At 32.1% G+C, this 13,693-nt stretch carries 16 protein-coding genes and 3 tRNA genes; 7 read left to right on the forward strand and 12 right to left on the reverse strand.

Annotated elements, in window-relative coordinates:
* Positions 1 to 50 precede the first annotated feature (50 nt).
* Positions 51 to 1,322, forward strand: coding sequence for a dicarboxylate/amino acid:cation symporter (locus HXZ69_RS08000; protein WP_286495592.1), 1,272 nt, complete (start codon positions 51 to 53; stop codon positions 1,320 to 1,322).
* Positions 1,323 to 1,401: 79 nt separating this feature from the next.
* Here HXZ69_RS08000 and HXZ69_RS08005 read toward each other — a convergent pair whose 3' ends face one another.
* Complete coding sequence (locus tag HXZ69_RS08005) at positions 1,402 to 1,719, reverse strand: GNAT family N-acetyltransferase (RefSeq protein ID WP_286495594.1); 318 nt, start codon at positions 1,717 to 1,719, stop codon at positions 1,402 to 1,404.
* 102 nt (positions 1,720 to 1,821) lie between these two features.
* Positions 1,822 to 3,054 (reverse strand): metallophosphoesterase, encoded by a 1,233-nt coding sequence (locus tag HXZ69_RS08010; RefSeq protein WP_286495595.1) that lies wholly within the window; start codon positions 3,052 to 3,054, stop codon positions 1,822 to 1,824.
* Positions 3,055 to 3,209: 155 nt separating this feature from the next.
* Between HXZ69_RS08010 and HXZ69_RS08015 the strand changes: the two genes are divergently transcribed.
* Entirely contained in the window at positions 3,210 to 4,457 is a 1,248-nt protein-coding gene (locus HXZ69_RS08015; RefSeq protein ID WP_284583857.1) for a GTP-binding protein, read from the forward strand.
* Between the two features lie 245 nt (positions 4,458 to 4,702).
* On the opposite strand, the gene HXZ69_RS08020 is transcribed toward HXZ69_RS08015, so the two are convergent.
* The 6 genes from HXZ69_RS08020 to HXZ69_RS08045 all read right to left on the reverse strand — a co-directional run bounded on the left by HXZ69_RS08020 (position 4,703) and on the right by HXZ69_RS08045 (position 9,743).
* Complete coding sequence (locus HXZ69_RS08020) at positions 4,703 to 5,710, reverse strand: cytochrome d ubiquinol oxidase subunit II (RefSeq protein ID WP_284583858.1); 1,008 nt, start codon at positions 5,708 to 5,710, stop codon at positions 4,703 to 4,705.
* A 2-nt stretch (positions 5,711 to 5,712) separates the two neighbouring features.
* Positions 5,713 to 7,050 (reverse strand): cytochrome ubiquinol oxidase subunit I, encoded by a 1,338-nt coding sequence (locus tag HXZ69_RS08025; RefSeq protein ID WP_114999963.1) that lies wholly within the window; start codon positions 7,048 to 7,050, stop codon positions 5,713 to 5,715.
* A gap of 103 nt (positions 7,051 to 7,153) precedes the next feature.
* Positions 7,154 to 7,513 carry a hypothetical protein gene (locus HXZ69_RS08030; RefSeq protein ID WP_125350396.1) on the reverse strand — a complete coding sequence of 120 codons (360 nt, stop codon included), beginning with the start codon at positions 7,511 to 7,513 and terminating at the stop codon, positions 7,154 to 7,156.
* Between the two features lie 18 nt (positions 7,514 to 7,531).
* Positions 7,532 to 8,533 (reverse strand): acyl-ACP desaturase, encoded by a 1,002-nt coding sequence (locus tag HXZ69_RS08035; RefSeq protein WP_286495596.1) that lies wholly within the window; start codon positions 8,531 to 8,533, stop codon positions 7,532 to 7,534.
* A gap of 9 nt (positions 8,534 to 8,542) precedes the next feature.
* Positions 8,543 to 9,277, reverse strand: coding sequence for a lysophospholipid acyltransferase family protein (locus tag HXZ69_RS08040; RefSeq protein WP_125350403.1), 735 nt, complete (start codon positions 9,275 to 9,277; stop codon positions 8,543 to 8,545).
* A 64-nt stretch (positions 9,278 to 9,341) separates the two neighbouring features.
* The gene (locus HXZ69_RS08045) at positions 9,342 to 9,743 is read right to left on the reverse strand and encodes a hypothetical protein (protein WP_221855789.1); all 402 of its coding nucleotides are present in this window, start codon (positions 9,741 to 9,743) and stop codon (positions 9,342 to 9,344) included.
* Between the two features lie 101 nt (positions 9,744 to 9,844).
* Here HXZ69_RS08045 and HXZ69_RS08050 point away from each other — a divergent pair, with 101 nt between their 5' ends.
* Positions 9,845 to 10,096: a hypothetical protein gene (locus HXZ69_RS08050; RefSeq protein ID WP_219034183.1), complete on the forward strand. Its 252-nt coding sequence runs from the start codon at positions 9,845 to 9,847 to the stop codon at positions 10,094 to 10,096.
* Between the two features lie 379 nt (positions 10,097 to 10,475).
* Here HXZ69_RS08050 and HXZ69_RS08055 read toward each other — a convergent pair whose 3' ends face one another.
* The 4 genes from HXZ69_RS08055 to HXZ69_RS08070 all read right to left on the reverse strand — a co-directional run bounded on the left by HXZ69_RS08055 (position 10,476) and on the right by HXZ69_RS08070 (position 11,212).
* Positions 10,476 to 10,781 (reverse strand): hypothetical protein, encoded by a 306-nt coding sequence (locus HXZ69_RS08055; protein ID WP_180906354.1) that lies wholly within the window; start codon positions 10,779 to 10,781, stop codon positions 10,476 to 10,478.
* A 149-nt stretch (positions 10,782 to 10,930) separates the two neighbouring features.
* Positions 10,931 to 11,004, reverse strand: a tRNA-Arg gene (locus HXZ69_RS08060).
* 27 nt (positions 11,005 to 11,031) lie between these two features.
* A tRNA-Pro gene (locus tag HXZ69_RS08065) sits at positions 11,032 to 11,106 on the reverse strand.
* Positions 11,107 to 11,128: 22 nt separating this feature from the next.
* Positions 11,129 to 11,212, reverse strand: a tRNA-Ser gene (locus HXZ69_RS08070).
* A gap of 145 nt (positions 11,213 to 11,357) precedes the next feature.
* Here HXZ69_RS08070 and HXZ69_RS08075 point away from each other — a divergent pair.
* The 4 genes from HXZ69_RS08075 to HXZ69_RS08090 all read left to right on the forward strand — a co-directional run bounded on the left by HXZ69_RS08075 (position 11,358) and on the right by HXZ69_RS08090 (position 13,637).
* Positions 11,358 to 12,272, forward strand: coding sequence for an N-acetylmuramoyl-L-alanine amidase (locus HXZ69_RS08075; protein ID WP_280061976.1), 915 nt, complete (start codon positions 11,358 to 11,360; stop codon positions 12,270 to 12,272).
* Between the two features lie 157 nt (positions 12,273 to 12,429).
* Positions 12,430 to 12,804, forward strand: a complete 375-nt coding sequence (locus HXZ69_RS08080) for a VOC family protein (protein WP_280061977.1) — start codon at positions 12,430 to 12,432, stop codon at positions 12,802 to 12,804.
* A 2-nt stretch (positions 12,805 to 12,806) separates the two neighbouring features.
* Positions 12,807 to 13,055 carry a hypothetical protein gene (locus tag HXZ69_RS08085; protein ID WP_280061978.1) on the forward strand — a complete coding sequence of 83 codons (249 nt, stop codon included), beginning with the start codon at positions 12,807 to 12,809 and terminating at the stop codon, positions 13,053 to 13,055.
* Between the two features lie 3 nt (positions 13,056 to 13,058).
* Positions 13,059 to 13,637 (forward strand): pentapeptide repeat-containing protein, encoded by a 579-nt coding sequence (locus tag HXZ69_RS08090; RefSeq protein WP_286495598.1) that lies wholly within the window; start codon positions 13,059 to 13,061, stop codon positions 13,635 to 13,637.
* The last annotated feature ends 56 nt before the right edge of the window (positions 13,638 to 13,693 follow it).

The raw sequence follows: 13,693 nt of genomic DNA on the forward strand, positions 1-13,693 counted from the left end.
TTAATAATTTGCTAAAAAATAGTAGTTTTGGAAAAGTTTAAAATCGCATAATGAAAAACAATAAACTTTTTATAGCTATTATTATTGCCCTTCTTATCGGGGTTGCGCTTGGAGGATATGTACATTATAATACCTCTCCAGAATTTATTAAAACATTTTCGACTAACATAAAACTTCTTGGTACTATTTTTATTCGTCTTATTCAGATGATTATTGCGCCTTTAGTTTTCTCAACATTAGTAGTTGGTATTGCTAAAATGGGCGATATGAAAATGGTTGGACGTGTTGGTGGACGTGCAATGGGTTGGTTTATCACAGCTTCACTTACTTCTTTGGTGATTGGTGCTATTGTTATCAATGTAATGAAACCTGGAGAAGGATTGAATATTGAAATCGATTCAAGTTCTGCTCAAGATTTATTAAAAGGTCAAGCTTCGCTTACATTAGAACATTTCATTACACATATGATTCCTAAATCTGTTTTCGAATCATTTGCAACAAATGAAATCTTACAAATCGTTGTTTTCTCTATTTTCTTTGGTGTCGCAATGGCAGCTTATGGAAAAGAAGGCGAAATGATTACGAAAGCGTTAGATAAAATTTCGCATATCGTTTTAATTATGGTTGGATATGTAATGTGGACTGCGCCATTAGGAGTTTTAGGAACTATTTCTGCTGCTATTGCAACGTACGGATTCGGTATATTCTTACTTTATGTTAAATATTTAATCGCCTTTGTAATTGGTATTTTGCTTCTTTGGGCTGTTTTAATTTTGGTTGGATATTTCATCTTAGGAAAACGAGTAATCGACTTATTAAGACACATCAAAGCGCCATTATTAATCGCTTTCTCTACAACTTCATCAGAAGCTGTATTCCCAAAATTAGTTGAAGAATTAGAAAAATTTGGGGCTCAAAAGAAAATTATTTCGTTTACTTTACCGCTCGGATATTCCTTCAATTTAGATGGATCGATGATGTACATGACGTTCGCGTCGCTATTTATCGCGCAGGTTTATGGAATTCACATGCCGATCGAGAAACAAATTTTGATGTTATTAGTCTTAATGCTTACTTCAAAAGGTGTTGCAGGTGTGCCAAGAGCTTCATTAATTGTAGTGGTTGCAACTTGTTCGATGTTTGGAATTCCACCAGAAGGAATTGCGTTGATTTTACCAATCGACCATTTCTGTGATATGGCTCGTTCGATGACAAATGTACTTGGGAACGCCTTATCTACAGTTGCTGTAGACAAATGGGAAGGACACGTCGCAATTGAGCAAACATATACACACGATGATGATGATCATCACAAAGCTTAAAATTGCTTTTCAAAAATATTACAAGAAATGCGACCTGATTAAGGTCGCATTTCTTATTATAATCTCATTCGTTAACCGATTACAATTCATTATATTTTGGGAATTTAGGATGAACAATTCGTTTCCATTCCGGATGCTTTTTGATGTAGGCATACACATAAGGACAATACGGAAACAAAGGATTTTTATGTTCCTCCAAATAAACCAATGTTTTTTCTACCAAAGCAGCTGCAACGCCTCTTCCTCCTAATTCTTCAGGAACTTCGGTATGAATCAATTTGATAATATCATCTTCTTGTTTATAATCTATAAAAGCGATGTATCCATCAACATTCAGCTCAAAGCGAAAAGTTGATTCATTTTTTACAACCTGTAAAGGAATTAATTCTTCATTCATATTATTTCTTTTTTTATGACAATAATCCTATAAAAATCTGTTTTCAGAATTGATATACATTAAAAAAGCAACCAAAAACTTTGATTGCTTCTTCCTAATACTTTATACTGATATCAACTCTATTAATGTTATTTCTGGCCAAACCCCTACTCTTCCTGGGTAAAAATGATAACCAAATCCGCGATTTACATTGATAATCTTTCCTTCAAAATCATAAAAACCTGCCCATTGCGGATACACATATTGCGCCGGACTCCAACGCAAACCAATTTTCGGAACTTCAATTCCTAATTGCATTCCATGCGTATGTCCAGACAAAGTCAAGTCAAAATGTTTCGGATGATTTTTCAATATCTCATTCCAATGCGAAGGATCATGAGACATCACAATTTTAAAATCTTCTGTATTTACATAATTCGAAGCTGCATCAATATCACCTAATTTCTTAAATCGTGTTCCCCAATTCTGAACGCCAATCAATGCAATTTTTTCACCATTCTTTGTAATAAATCGGTTTTCATTCAATAATAATTTCATTCCAATCTTAGGGAAAATCGCTTTAATTTTCTCAAAATTATCTTGCTTTTCTTCCTCCGTTTTCCAATCCGAATATTCTCCATAATCATGATTTCCTAGCACTGCAAAATTTCCGTGCGGCGCTTGTTTTATTTTAGAAAAAACATCGTACCATTTGTCCATTTCCCAATGAAAATTATTCACAATATCACCCGTAAACAATAGTATATCAAACTCTTGTTGATTAATTAAATCCACTGCATATTCTATTTTCTCACGATTGTCCAAACTTCCCGAATGAATATCCGTTATATGTAAAATCTTGAAACCATCAAACGATTTTGGTAAACGTTGATATGCCAATTTTTTCTTGATTACCTTGAAATTATATTTTCCTAAAGTCATTCCATAAATCAAACTAAAAAAAGGTATTGAAGCTACTATTAATCCAGAAATCATTACAAATTTTCGACGAGAAGGTAAATAAGAATCTTCTTTTGTTTGATGATTTGTTGCACGATTAAATAGCCACCCAAAGCCTCTAAAAATATCTTGAACCAAGAAAAATAGAACCAAAATAATTCGAGGAAAACCAAACAACATAAACAAACCTGTTGCCCACATTGTCGTTTGCGTTTGACCAACATTACGATCAAAAAAGATTAGATTATATCCAAAATTACCCAAAACAAGTAACCACAAAAGCATATTCCCGAAAAGAATATACTTATTTTGAATGAATTTTTTAAAATTATAATACAGGTAAATTTCAAGTACGATTGAAATAATTATTGACGTGATAACACTATAAACAAACATTATTTTATTTGATTTTGAACAAAAATAAAAGAAATCTTTCTAACAGTGATTTATTATTAAATTCTTAACAGAACATTATAAAATTTATAGATGATTCTACACAAAAATTTGCGTGATAAAAACGTAACTTTGTAGCATATTTTTAAGCATAAATTATGAAAAATAGACTACCTGTAACGGTACTTTCTGGATTTCTTGGAAGCGGAAAAACGACACTTCTTAATCATATATTACACAATAAAAAAGGACTAAAAGTAGCAGTTATCGTGAACGATATGGGCGCAGTAAATATTGATGCGCAAATGGTTTCTCGCGAAAATGATTTAATTCAAACGGATGAAAAATTGGTTGAATTAAGCAACGGTTGCGTTTGTTGTGAATTACGAGAAGATTTGATCGTAGAAATAGAGAAGTTGGCACAATCAGGGAAATATGATTATTTGGTTATCGAAAGTTCTGGTATTTCTGATCCAGGTCCTATTGCGCAGTCATTGGATTTTGTTTCGCCAGATGGTAAAATTGATTTGCCAAAAGTTGCGCGTTTAGATACGTTGGTAACTGTAGTTGACGCTTATAATTTCTTCAAAAATTTAGGAACTGATGAAGATGTTTTTGATCGTGGTTTCACAGAAAATAGAGACGATAATCGTCCGATTGTAAATCTTTTAATCGATCAAATTGAATTTTCGAATGTGATTATTCTAAATAAAATGGATTTGGTTGAAGAAGAAACGTTGATGAATATTGAAGCGTTTGTGACAAAATTAAATCCTTCTGCTAAAATAATTCCTGCAAGTTTTTCTCACGTTGAATTAACTGAAATTTTGAATACCAATCTATTCGATTTCGAAAAAATTCAGGATATAGACGCCTGGGTAAAATTATTAGAAGAGCAAGAAAAAGAGGAACATCACCATCACCATCATCACGACCATGATCAAGAATGTGGCGAACATTGTACACACGAACACCACGATCATTTGGAAGAAAAATATGGAATGACTTCTTTTGTTTACAGACAAAAAATTCCATTTCATGCAGAACGTTTTTTAACCTATTTGAATGATAATTTTCCAGCAACAATTTACCGTTCAAAAGGTTTATTTTGGTTAGCAAATCGTCCTGATGAAGCTATTTTCTTGAGTCAAGCTGGTGGTAGTATCCGAATTGATCCTGCGGGGGCTTGGTGGTGCTCGATGCCATATGACGAAAGAATTCAGTTTGCAGCGTATCAATTTAATCAAAAAACGATTGAAGCCAAATGGTCGAAAGAATGGGGAGATCGAATGATAGAACTTGTTTTCATTGGACAAGGTTTGGATAAAGAAAAAGTTACACAAGAATTAAACTCTTGTTTGCTGAATGAGCAAGAAATTGCTGAATGGCAAGCAAAACATAATTAAAATAAAAGAGCCTTATTTCGAATTGAAATAAGGCTCTTCTCTTATCATCCTTGTTCTAAAGATTTAAATAGATTTATTTCATTTATCAAATTCACTTGTTCTTTTCTAAGGCTCGGTTAATTACAAACAGCTATGTTTATCCTATCCCGAGGACTCAGTTGATTGTAAACAGATGTGTTTGTAATAAAATCTTCTTGACAAACATTACAAACAAGTATGTTTGTAATAAAATTTGGAACGGATATTTATATTTTTTGTTTTTGATTGAATGAATAAATCAAGTAAAACAAGAATGGTAAAATAAATATCGAGCCGAGTAATAATGCCCAAGCTAACATATTTATCGTACTCAACGCACCGTAATCTGTTAATAAAGATAATGTTGAACCATCTTTAAATAATACCAAATTTGGAAAATGCGAATAAGTTGCCGCAAATAAAATCATCATCACAATAATTCCTGCGTAAACTTTCAACAAAGAATCCTTCGCTTTATTTAAGGCTGAAAGTAATAATACAATCGAAATTGAAGCAATTGCAATTGCGATATAACCGTAAATTTCTGATGTTATCCAACTAAATAATGGAATGTTTTTCCAAAGTGAAACTGCAAATACCAATGCACCAGCAACAAAAATTAAAGCTGTATAAAGCTTCGCACGTTTTCTTAAAATCACTTTATCTTCTTCGTTTTTAACAGTTTGAATTGAATAAACCGAAGCCAAGAAAGCACAAATCACAACAGTAAAAATTCCAACTGAAAAATTAAACCAACTTAGCCACGAAAATATATATGCATCTTGAAACGAAAATGCATTATCATCAATACTTCCTGAAACGATAGATCCTGCAATTATTCCCAAAAACAAAGGCGTCACAACACTTGAATAGGTAAAAATGACATCGTACAGATTGTGCCATTTATCATTGATTGCATCATAATTTCTAAACGTAAACGATGTTCCACGCGCTATGATTCCTAACAACATAATCACTAACGGAATATGTAAATAATTAGAAACATCTGCATAAACCTTAGGAAAACCGACAAACAAAATTACAATGGCAATGATTAACCACATATGATTTGCTTCCCAAATAGGTCCAATCGAATTGTACATAATCTTCTGCGTACGTTTTTTGTAACTCTTTTCAGAGAATAATTCGACAATTCCAGCACCGAAATCTGCTCCACCTAAAATTAAATATAAACAGATGGCAACCCACAAAAATGCTATTACTACGTAAATCATACTTAATGTTTTTCTGGTTTATAATTTGGATCTTCTGGATCGTAAAGCTTCGCAACCATTTGTATTTGTCGATTCATTAAGAACACTAAAATAATGGACAATGTAATGAATACAAACGTGAAAATGTAAAACGAATATTGTATTCCTGGCATTGGCGTGATGGAATCTACCGTTCGCATAATTCCGTAAATAATCCACGGTTGACGACCGACTTCTGTTACCGTCCAACCTGCTTCTAAAGCGATGTATCCGAAAGGTGTCGCAATCATAAACAATTTATAAAACCAGCGTTTTGTTCGCCAATCTTTCTTAAAAAATTGCGCAATCAAATAAATAACAGCTATTCCCATCATCAACATTCCGAATGTTATCATAATCTGAAAAGCATAATGTACAACTGCCACAGGCGGCCATTCATCTTTCGGAAATTCTTCTAGACCTTTTACAGGTGTTTTGAAATCTGAATGAACCAAGAAACTCAATACACCCGGAACTTTTATCGCATATTTAATCTCTTCTTTTGATTCGTCCACTATTCCACCCAAAACAAATGAAGCACTTTCTTCTGTTTTGAAATGCGCTTCCATCGCAGCCAATTTAATCGGTTGACGTTTTGCTACATCTTTCGCCGAAATATCACCACTCAAAGGTGCTAACATTGCTGCTGTAATCGCTAAAACAGAACTAATTTTGAATGCTTCGCGATGAAAATTTACATTCTTACCTTTCAAAATAAGATAAGCATGTAAACCCGCAACCGCAAATCCAGTCGCACAAAAAGCTGCAATTGTCATGTGCAACGCTTGTGAAAACCACGCATCGTTGAACATAGCTTTTACAGGATCTATGTTTAAATATTCGCCATTTATAAAATCGAAACCTGACGGAGAATTCATCCAAGCATTTGCAGCAACAACCAAAATCCCTGAAGCTAAACCACTAATCCCTACAATTACACCACAAATCCAATGAAACCATTTATTGAATTTGTCCCAACCATAAAGGAAAAAACCTAAAGCAATGGCTTCAATAAAAAAAGCTGTTCCTTCTAACGAAAATGGCATTCCGAAAATTGGTCCAGCGTGTTCCATAAATTTAGGAAACAATAATCCTAACTCAAACGAAAGCATTGTACCAGAAACTGCTCCCGTAGCAAATAAAATTGCAACTCCCTTACTCCAAGCTTTGGTTAACCCTTTGTAAATTTCGTTTTTAGTTTTGAGGTATTTGTAGTGAGCGATTGCCATCATAAACGGCATCACCATTCCAACACACGAAAAAACAATGTGAAAGGCAAGCGACATCGCCATTTGACTTCTGGCAGCAATAAAATCGTCCATAAGTAGTTGTTTATAATTTGTTTGTTGGTTAAAGTTACTAAAAAAAAGAGGCAATTCGATTTTGAATTGCCTCTTTTTATATGATTTTGATTATATGTGATTTTCAAAAATTATTCAAATAATCTACATTCGGTATTTGATAAACTTTATTACTATCAAAATTTTTAATTTTATTACCCCTTACCATAATTCTTTTAGTTCCAGACTCTGTTGAAAAAATAATTTGAAAATCTTCATCAAAATTTTTAGAATCTATTTGTTTAGCTTTATTTAAAATAACTAAAAGTTGTTTTATCTGATTGTCATTTAATTGTTTTATTTCTGAAAATTTTCCATTTGAATTACTATCAGGTCTTTCTAATATAACTTCTTTAATTTCATTAATATTAGATGGATAATTTAACCTATCAATATTTGAACATGAAATTATAAATAGAAAAAGTAAAACAATCTTGATATACATCTTAATAAAATTGATTTTCTATTTAGCTGTCGCAGGAACTAACCACTTGAATTGTGGTCCTACTTCAGGAATTACAATACGTTGCGAAATTCTATCCATTCTATCTGGGAATTTCATGATATAATCTCTTGCTTTTTCAGCCTCAGCATTCAATCCAGAGATTTTATCTAATTGCCAAGCTTCAATTAATTTTCGCATAATATCGATGTAATCAAACGCTGTGTACACATTAATGCGTTGCGCTGCATCTGAAAACGCATCAAACAAAGTTCCTCTTTCTTCACCAGAAGCTCTTAAGAAATGCGCTGGCATTACAATTTTAAGTTTGAACATATGTTGAACAGCTAACATCATTTCAGAAGGATCAGCTTCGAAGATACGACGAACGAACTCTGTGTAAGCTAAATGGTGACGCATTTCATCTCCTGCAATAATTTTACACATACGCGATAATTTTTTCGCTCCGTATTTTTTTGCAATTGCTGATACATTATTGTGCGATACATAAGTTGCTAATTCTTGAAAACTTGTGTAAACAAAGTTTTTGTAAGGATCGTGTGCTGTTCCAATGTCGAAACCGTCATTTATCAAATGTTGCGTTGTTACTTCAACCTCGCGCATATTGATACGTCCTGATAAATACAAAAATTTATTCAAAACATCACCGTGACGATTTTCCTCTCCTGTCCAATGGCGAATCCATTTTGCCCAACCATTTTCTAGGTAATTTCCTTCTTCATCTACCACACCGTCCATTTGCATCAACCAAGATTCGTAGGTTGGCAAAGCTTCCTCGGTAATGGTATCACCAATCAATGTAATCCAGAAATCATCTGGCAAATCTTTCGAAAGCTCTTGTAATTCTTTGATTTCGTCAAAAAAAGAATCTGTTTGAGAATTCGGTAAAAAATCTGTTGGTTGCCAAATTTTATCGGCTGGAACTAAGAATTTGTCCATATAAGCATCAATATCTTTCTCAAGAAATTGCATTACTTCCAGGCGAACATTATTTATTGACATATAATTATTTTATGCGGTTATACTACTTTTTACAGTTTTTTCGGTAAGCTCGAATATTTCATCAAACTTATAGTCACTCACTTTTAAGGGTTTATGGTATTGTATCGTTACTTTCGCGCCCAAATACATCGGGAATTTACCCCACTTTTCTATTTCCCACGTATTATTTAGCGTAACGGGAACAACATAAGCGTCTTTAGCATATTTCGTCAAAACTTTCAATCCATTTTCTTTGAAAGCCTTTGGTACTCCATTTTTGCTTCTTGTACCTTCTGGAAAAATAATAGCTGAATAATTATTTTTCTGAATGTATTGCGCTAATTTTTTTATTTCCTCTATTGCTTGTTTTCCGTTCTTACGATCGATTAATGCAGAACCTCCATGCGTTAAATTGTACGATACACTGGGAATTCCTTTTCCCAATTCTATTTTCGAAATAAACTTAGGATGATAATCAGCCAAATCATATTCCAACGGAGAAATATCATACATACTTTGGTGATTACTCACAAAAATCAATGGTACATTTTGTTTCAAATTTTCTCTTCCTTTATAGGTATACGTTGTACCTAAAATTCTTGTCCAAAAAACCAAAAGACCATTCATCACTTTTACACTTTTGTGATGAGCAGCATAACCTCCCAAATTGTAGCACAACCATTGCACAACATGCATTACCAACAACGTTAATCCATAAAAAATATAAAAGATTATAGATAACGGATAACTTAAAATTTTCTTCAACATTAGAAATTTAGACAAATTTAATAAAAAATTATGCTAAGCATAATATATTTTTCTAGGCGATTTACTTTATTAATTTCAAAGTTAACTTTTCTTGATGAGCTTCATCATAAAAAGTAATTTGATTTGATGATTTTACTTTAAAATATGCAGTTTTTTGCAAATTTTGAATCAAATTTTGAGGAATTTCGCAATCAGAATTCACTTGTTTTAAATGATTAAAAATTATAGCTTGATCTATTTTGGTATAATCAGCCGTAATAATTCCGCAAACCGTTTTCATTACCATTTTTTTCGTTGCATCTTCAAAAATAATGTAATCTCCTCCATCATTTATATTCCATTTACCCGACAAATCGCTAATTTCTGAAGTCACAACTTTAGTTTCGGAAACTGTTTTGGTTGGTAAACAACTTGTTAATCCTAAAACAAAAAACAAAAGTATTGCTTGAATTGTATATTTCACGTGGTTTTATTTGTAACGAAGGTAGAAATATTTTGAATATTACGGATTGATTTTTTAAATATTCAATTTTATTAAGAAATTTGTTCTCTAAATAAGAAACAATGGCGAACACAAAGAAAGGAGAAGTTTTTACTGATCAAAATAACATCAAAAAAGTAAAAATAGAACGAAAACCAAGTTTTCCTAAAATCTATATTTTAACCGATGATTGTCAATTCGTGGAAGATGGTTTGTACGAATTAGATTTTTTTGAAACGCCAAGTGTGACTAATTTCAAATCTAAATTGAATCCAACTATTCCTGCAATTAACTTTAAACAATTGAGTGAAAAAGGAAAAGATTTTTTACAATAATATGCTGAAATAATTTTCTCTAAAAACACAATTAAATAACAACACAATATCCATTGTTGAAAAAATAGAATTCTACATTTTTTCTCCTACTTTCCTTCGAGGTTTCTTCGACCGTTGTTCGACGAAAATGCCGTTTCGTCGAACAACGGTCGAAGAATGGTCGAACAACAATCGAACAAACTAAAAAACAACTAAAAATTCATATCGCTCAAAACGATGATAAATAGAGGCATAAAAAAGAATTTTTCTTTTTACTAATTGAATAAATAATGATAGGACAAATACGGACACAAAAAATGTTTTTTTTATAATTATTCTAACTTTTTAGTATCTTTATGAATCTTCGTTTTTTGAAAAATCAATAAAAGACGAAAATTTATTAAAAACTTCCTCCGAAATTAGCACCTTCAAATAGTTTTAAAATTCCAAAAAAAGGAATAAAACTTAAAAGTAATACAAGATATAATATCCTATTTTTATAGTTAAAAATAATGGATATTACTGAAAAAAGTGGACATAAAATAAAAGACCCAAATCCAGTAATAGCTATAAAATCGAACATAAAATTTTGATTTCTTGCTATTTCAGTTCCATCAATACTATACATAACAATAAAGCATAGAAAGAAGAATATTGTCAATCCTATAAATACTCTTGATATGTTGATTTTGGTTGGCTGATTCATACAATTTATTTGAATAAAAATAAGTAAACTTTACAGAAAGCATCTCACTGAAAATAGTGATTTACAATTTTGCTTAAAATTTGATTGTATTGAAGCAGTAATAAACAAAAAACCCATACTGATAATCAGTATGGGTTTTCTTTAGATTGTGATCCAGTCAGGATTCGAACCTGAGACCTACTGCTTAGAAGGCAGTTGCTCTATCCAGCTGAGCTACTGGACCAATCCAAAATTCTATTACTAAAATTCGTCGGGGTGGCAGGATTCGAACCTGCGACCTCCTGCTCCCAAAGCAGGCGCGATGACCGGGCTACGCTACACCCCGATTCGGTCATTCAAAAAAAATGCGGAGAGACAGGGACTCGAACCCTGGCATCGGTTTCCCGATGACAGATTAGCAATCTGCTCCATTACCGCTCTGGCACCTCTCCTAACTTTTAAAAATAAGACTGATTAGTCTCATAAAGCGGTTGCAAATATATATTGACTTTTATTGCAAAACAAGTCTTTTTAGAAAAAAAATTAAATTATTTGGCTTAATTTTGGCTATTCAAAAGACTATTTAGAACTAAAAGAATGAATTTTAAAGGATTAGTATTTTCCGCAATTTCTTGTTTTTTTATTTTGGCTAGTTGTGCAACTAAAAAAGTTCCACCAAAAACAATTACAAAAGTAATTCGTGACACAGTCATTATTAATTCAAAAACAGATCAACCGGAAATGACTCGAGCTGCAAAACTCGACAAGTACAAGGTAACAACAGATTATTATCCATCTATTTCTCAAGATGAGCGTGTGCGATTTTTGGTGTTACACTACACAGCAATCAATACAGAGTTATCGTTAAAAGTATTGACTCAGAAAGATGTAAGTGCGCATTATTTGGTAAATGATTATGATGACAAAACAATTAATCTTTTAGTTGACGAAACAAAACGTGCATGGCATGCTGGTGTTAGTAGCTGGAAAGGGTTAGATAATCTAAACTTTTCTTCTATTGGTATCGAAATCGTGAATCTTGGAAACAAAGGAACAGATGCTTATCCAAATTACACGCCTTATCCAGATTATCAAATCAAAAAAGTGGGTGAATTAGCGCAAGATATTGTAAAACGTTATAATATTTCTCCTTTTAATGTAATTGGGCATGCGGATGTTGCGCCAGGTAGAAAGCCAGATCCAGGACCACTTTTCCCTTGGAAAAAATTATACACAGATTATGGTGTTGGTGCGTGGTACGATGATGCTGACAAATATGTGTTTATGCAACAATATCCTTGGGATACGACAAGTTCGGTTTTTATCACACAAGTGCAAACTGATCTTAAGAAATATGGTTACAACGTTCCTACAAATGGAATGATAGATGCACAAACTAAGAATGCGATTGTGGCATTTCAGATGCATTTCCGTCCAGAAAAATACGATGGAGTTGTAGATGCTGAAACTTGGGCAATCTTGAAAGCATTGAACAAAAAATATAATCCATAAATCAGTTTTGATTTAGAGAATAAAACTTCTACTTGTTAGGAGTTTTTTTATGGAATCAACTTTCGCTAAAATAATATGAATAAATAGCATAATTATCATTTAAAATGGAATTGAGACTTAAGAAAAATTGAAGTAATTTTATCCAAAATAATATAACATGGCTTTTAAAAGTTTGCGCCCAATAATTTGGACGAAAGATTTACAAAAAACAACAAAATTCTATAAAAAATTAGGATTTAAAATTGCTGATCAAAATGAAGATTGGATTTGGGCTTGCTTGCAAAAAGACGATGTAGAAATTATGTTGGCTTATCCAAATGAAGGAGCAGATTTTGAACGAGCTAATTTCACAGGTTCTTTTTATTTTGTTGTAGACAATGTAGACGAGTTGTGGAATCAAGTAAAAAATGATTGCGAAGTTGTATATGAAATTGAGACTTTTGAATGGGATATGCGCGAGTTTGCGATTTACGACAACAATGGTTATATCTTACAATTTGGACAAGAAATAGAAGTTACATTCGAAGATTAATTATGATCTCAAAAAGATATTACAACATTATTTTAGCAATAATTATTCTGATTATTCCTGTTGTTTTTTACATGATTATTAACACTATGGTTAGTATAAAATATGAAACCGACGGAGTTGACACTTGTATTTCTACTATAACAGGAAAAAATCTTTGTTCGCAAATCGATCAATTAAAAGTTACTATTTACATTGACATGATTGTGATGATTTTTTGGTTAGCTCTAAAAAACTTAATCGTAAAAAAATAACTTATGGATTATCATTTCGAAGAAAAATTTGAACAAATTAATTTCTCAGAAAATCAAAATATATCTGGTGAATACGAGAATTGCGAGTTTATAAATTGTGATTTGAATGGATTAGATTTAAGCGATATCAAATTTATTCAATGTCAATTTATCGAATGTAATTTGAGTAATGTAACTTTAGAAAACACAAGCTTTCAGCAAGTTGAGTTTATGAATTGTAAAATGATAGGTTTTAATCTCGAAAATTCGAACAAATTTGGGTTAAGCATTTCATTTGAAAATTGTACGTTAAACGACTCATCTTTTTATGAATTACCGCTAAAAAAGACAAAGTTTAGCAATTGTTCTTTACAAAATGTAGAATTTTCTTTCGCAGATCTTAGTCAAGCTTATTTTATGAATTGTAATTTGGCTCACACCATTTTCTATCAGACCAATTTAAAGCAAGCCAACTTCAAAACGGCTTATAATTTCACGATAAATCCGAATGATAATCAATTGAAAGGCGCGCAGTTTTCCAAAGAAAATTGTGTTGGATTATTAGATTATCTTAGAATTACATGTAACGTCCTGAAAAAATGATACAGGATTAGACCAATAAAATTTTATTTTAAACAGTACATATATTCGTATTTGTA

This window comes from Empedobacter sp. R132-2 (genome assembly GCF_030324375.1).
GTDB lineage: Bacteria > Bacteroidota > Bacteroidia > Flavobacteriales > Weeksellaceae > Empedobacter > Empedobacter falsenii_B.

Excerpts from the sequence above, each read along its gene's own strand:
- HXZ69_RS08000 (WP_286495592.1), top strand. The coding sequence starts at position 51 with ATGAAAAACAATAAACTTTTTATAGCTATTATTATTGCCCTTCTTATC.
- HXZ69_RS08005 (WP_286495594.1), bottom strand. The coding sequence starts at position 1,719 with ATGAATGAAGAATTAATTCCTTTACAGGTTGTAAAAAATGAATCAACT.
- HXZ69_RS08010 (WP_286495595.1), bottom strand. The coding sequence starts at position 3,054 with ATGTTTGTTTATAGTGTTATCACGTCAATAATTATTTCAATCGTACTT.
- HXZ69_RS08015 (WP_284583857.1), top strand. The coding sequence starts at position 3,210 with ATGAAAAATAGACTACCTGTAACGGTACTTTCTGGATTTCTTGGAAGC.
- HXZ69_RS08020 (WP_284583858.1), bottom strand. The coding sequence starts at position 5,710 with ATGATTTACGTAGTAATAGCATTTTTGTGGGTTGCCATCTGTTTATAT.
- HXZ69_RS08025 (WP_114999963.1), bottom strand. The coding sequence starts at position 7,050 with ATGGACGATTTTATTGCTGCCAGAAGTCAAATGGCGATGTCGCTTGCC.
- HXZ69_RS08030 (WP_125350396.1), bottom strand. The coding sequence starts at position 7,513 with ATGTATATCAAGATTGTTTTACTTTTTCTATTTATAATTTCATGTTCA.
- HXZ69_RS08035 (WP_286495596.1), bottom strand. The coding sequence starts at position 8,533 with ATGTCAATAAATAATGTTCGCCTGGAAGTAATGCAATTTCTTGAGAAA.
- HXZ69_RS08050 (WP_219034183.1), top strand. The coding sequence starts at position 9,845 with ATGGCGAACACAAAGAAAGGAGAAGTTTTTACTGATCAAAATAACATC.
- HXZ69_RS08055 (WP_180906354.1), bottom strand. The coding sequence starts at position 10,781 with ATGAATCAGCCAACCAAAATCAACATATCAAGAGTATTTATAGGATTG.
- HXZ69_RS08075 (WP_280061976.1), top strand. The coding sequence starts at position 11,358 with ATGAATTTTAAAGGATTAGTATTTTCCGCAATTTCTTGTTTTTTTATT.
- HXZ69_RS08080 (WP_280061977.1), top strand. The coding sequence starts at position 12,430 with ATGGCTTTTAAAAGTTTGCGCCCAATAATTTGGACGAAAGATTTACAA.
- HXZ69_RS08085 (WP_280061978.1), top strand. The coding sequence starts at position 12,807 with ATGATCTCAAAAAGATATTACAACATTATTTTAGCAATAATTATTCTG.
- HXZ69_RS08090 (WP_286495598.1), top strand. The coding sequence starts at position 13,059 with ATGGATTATCATTTCGAAGAAAAATTTGAACAAATTAATTTCTCAGAA.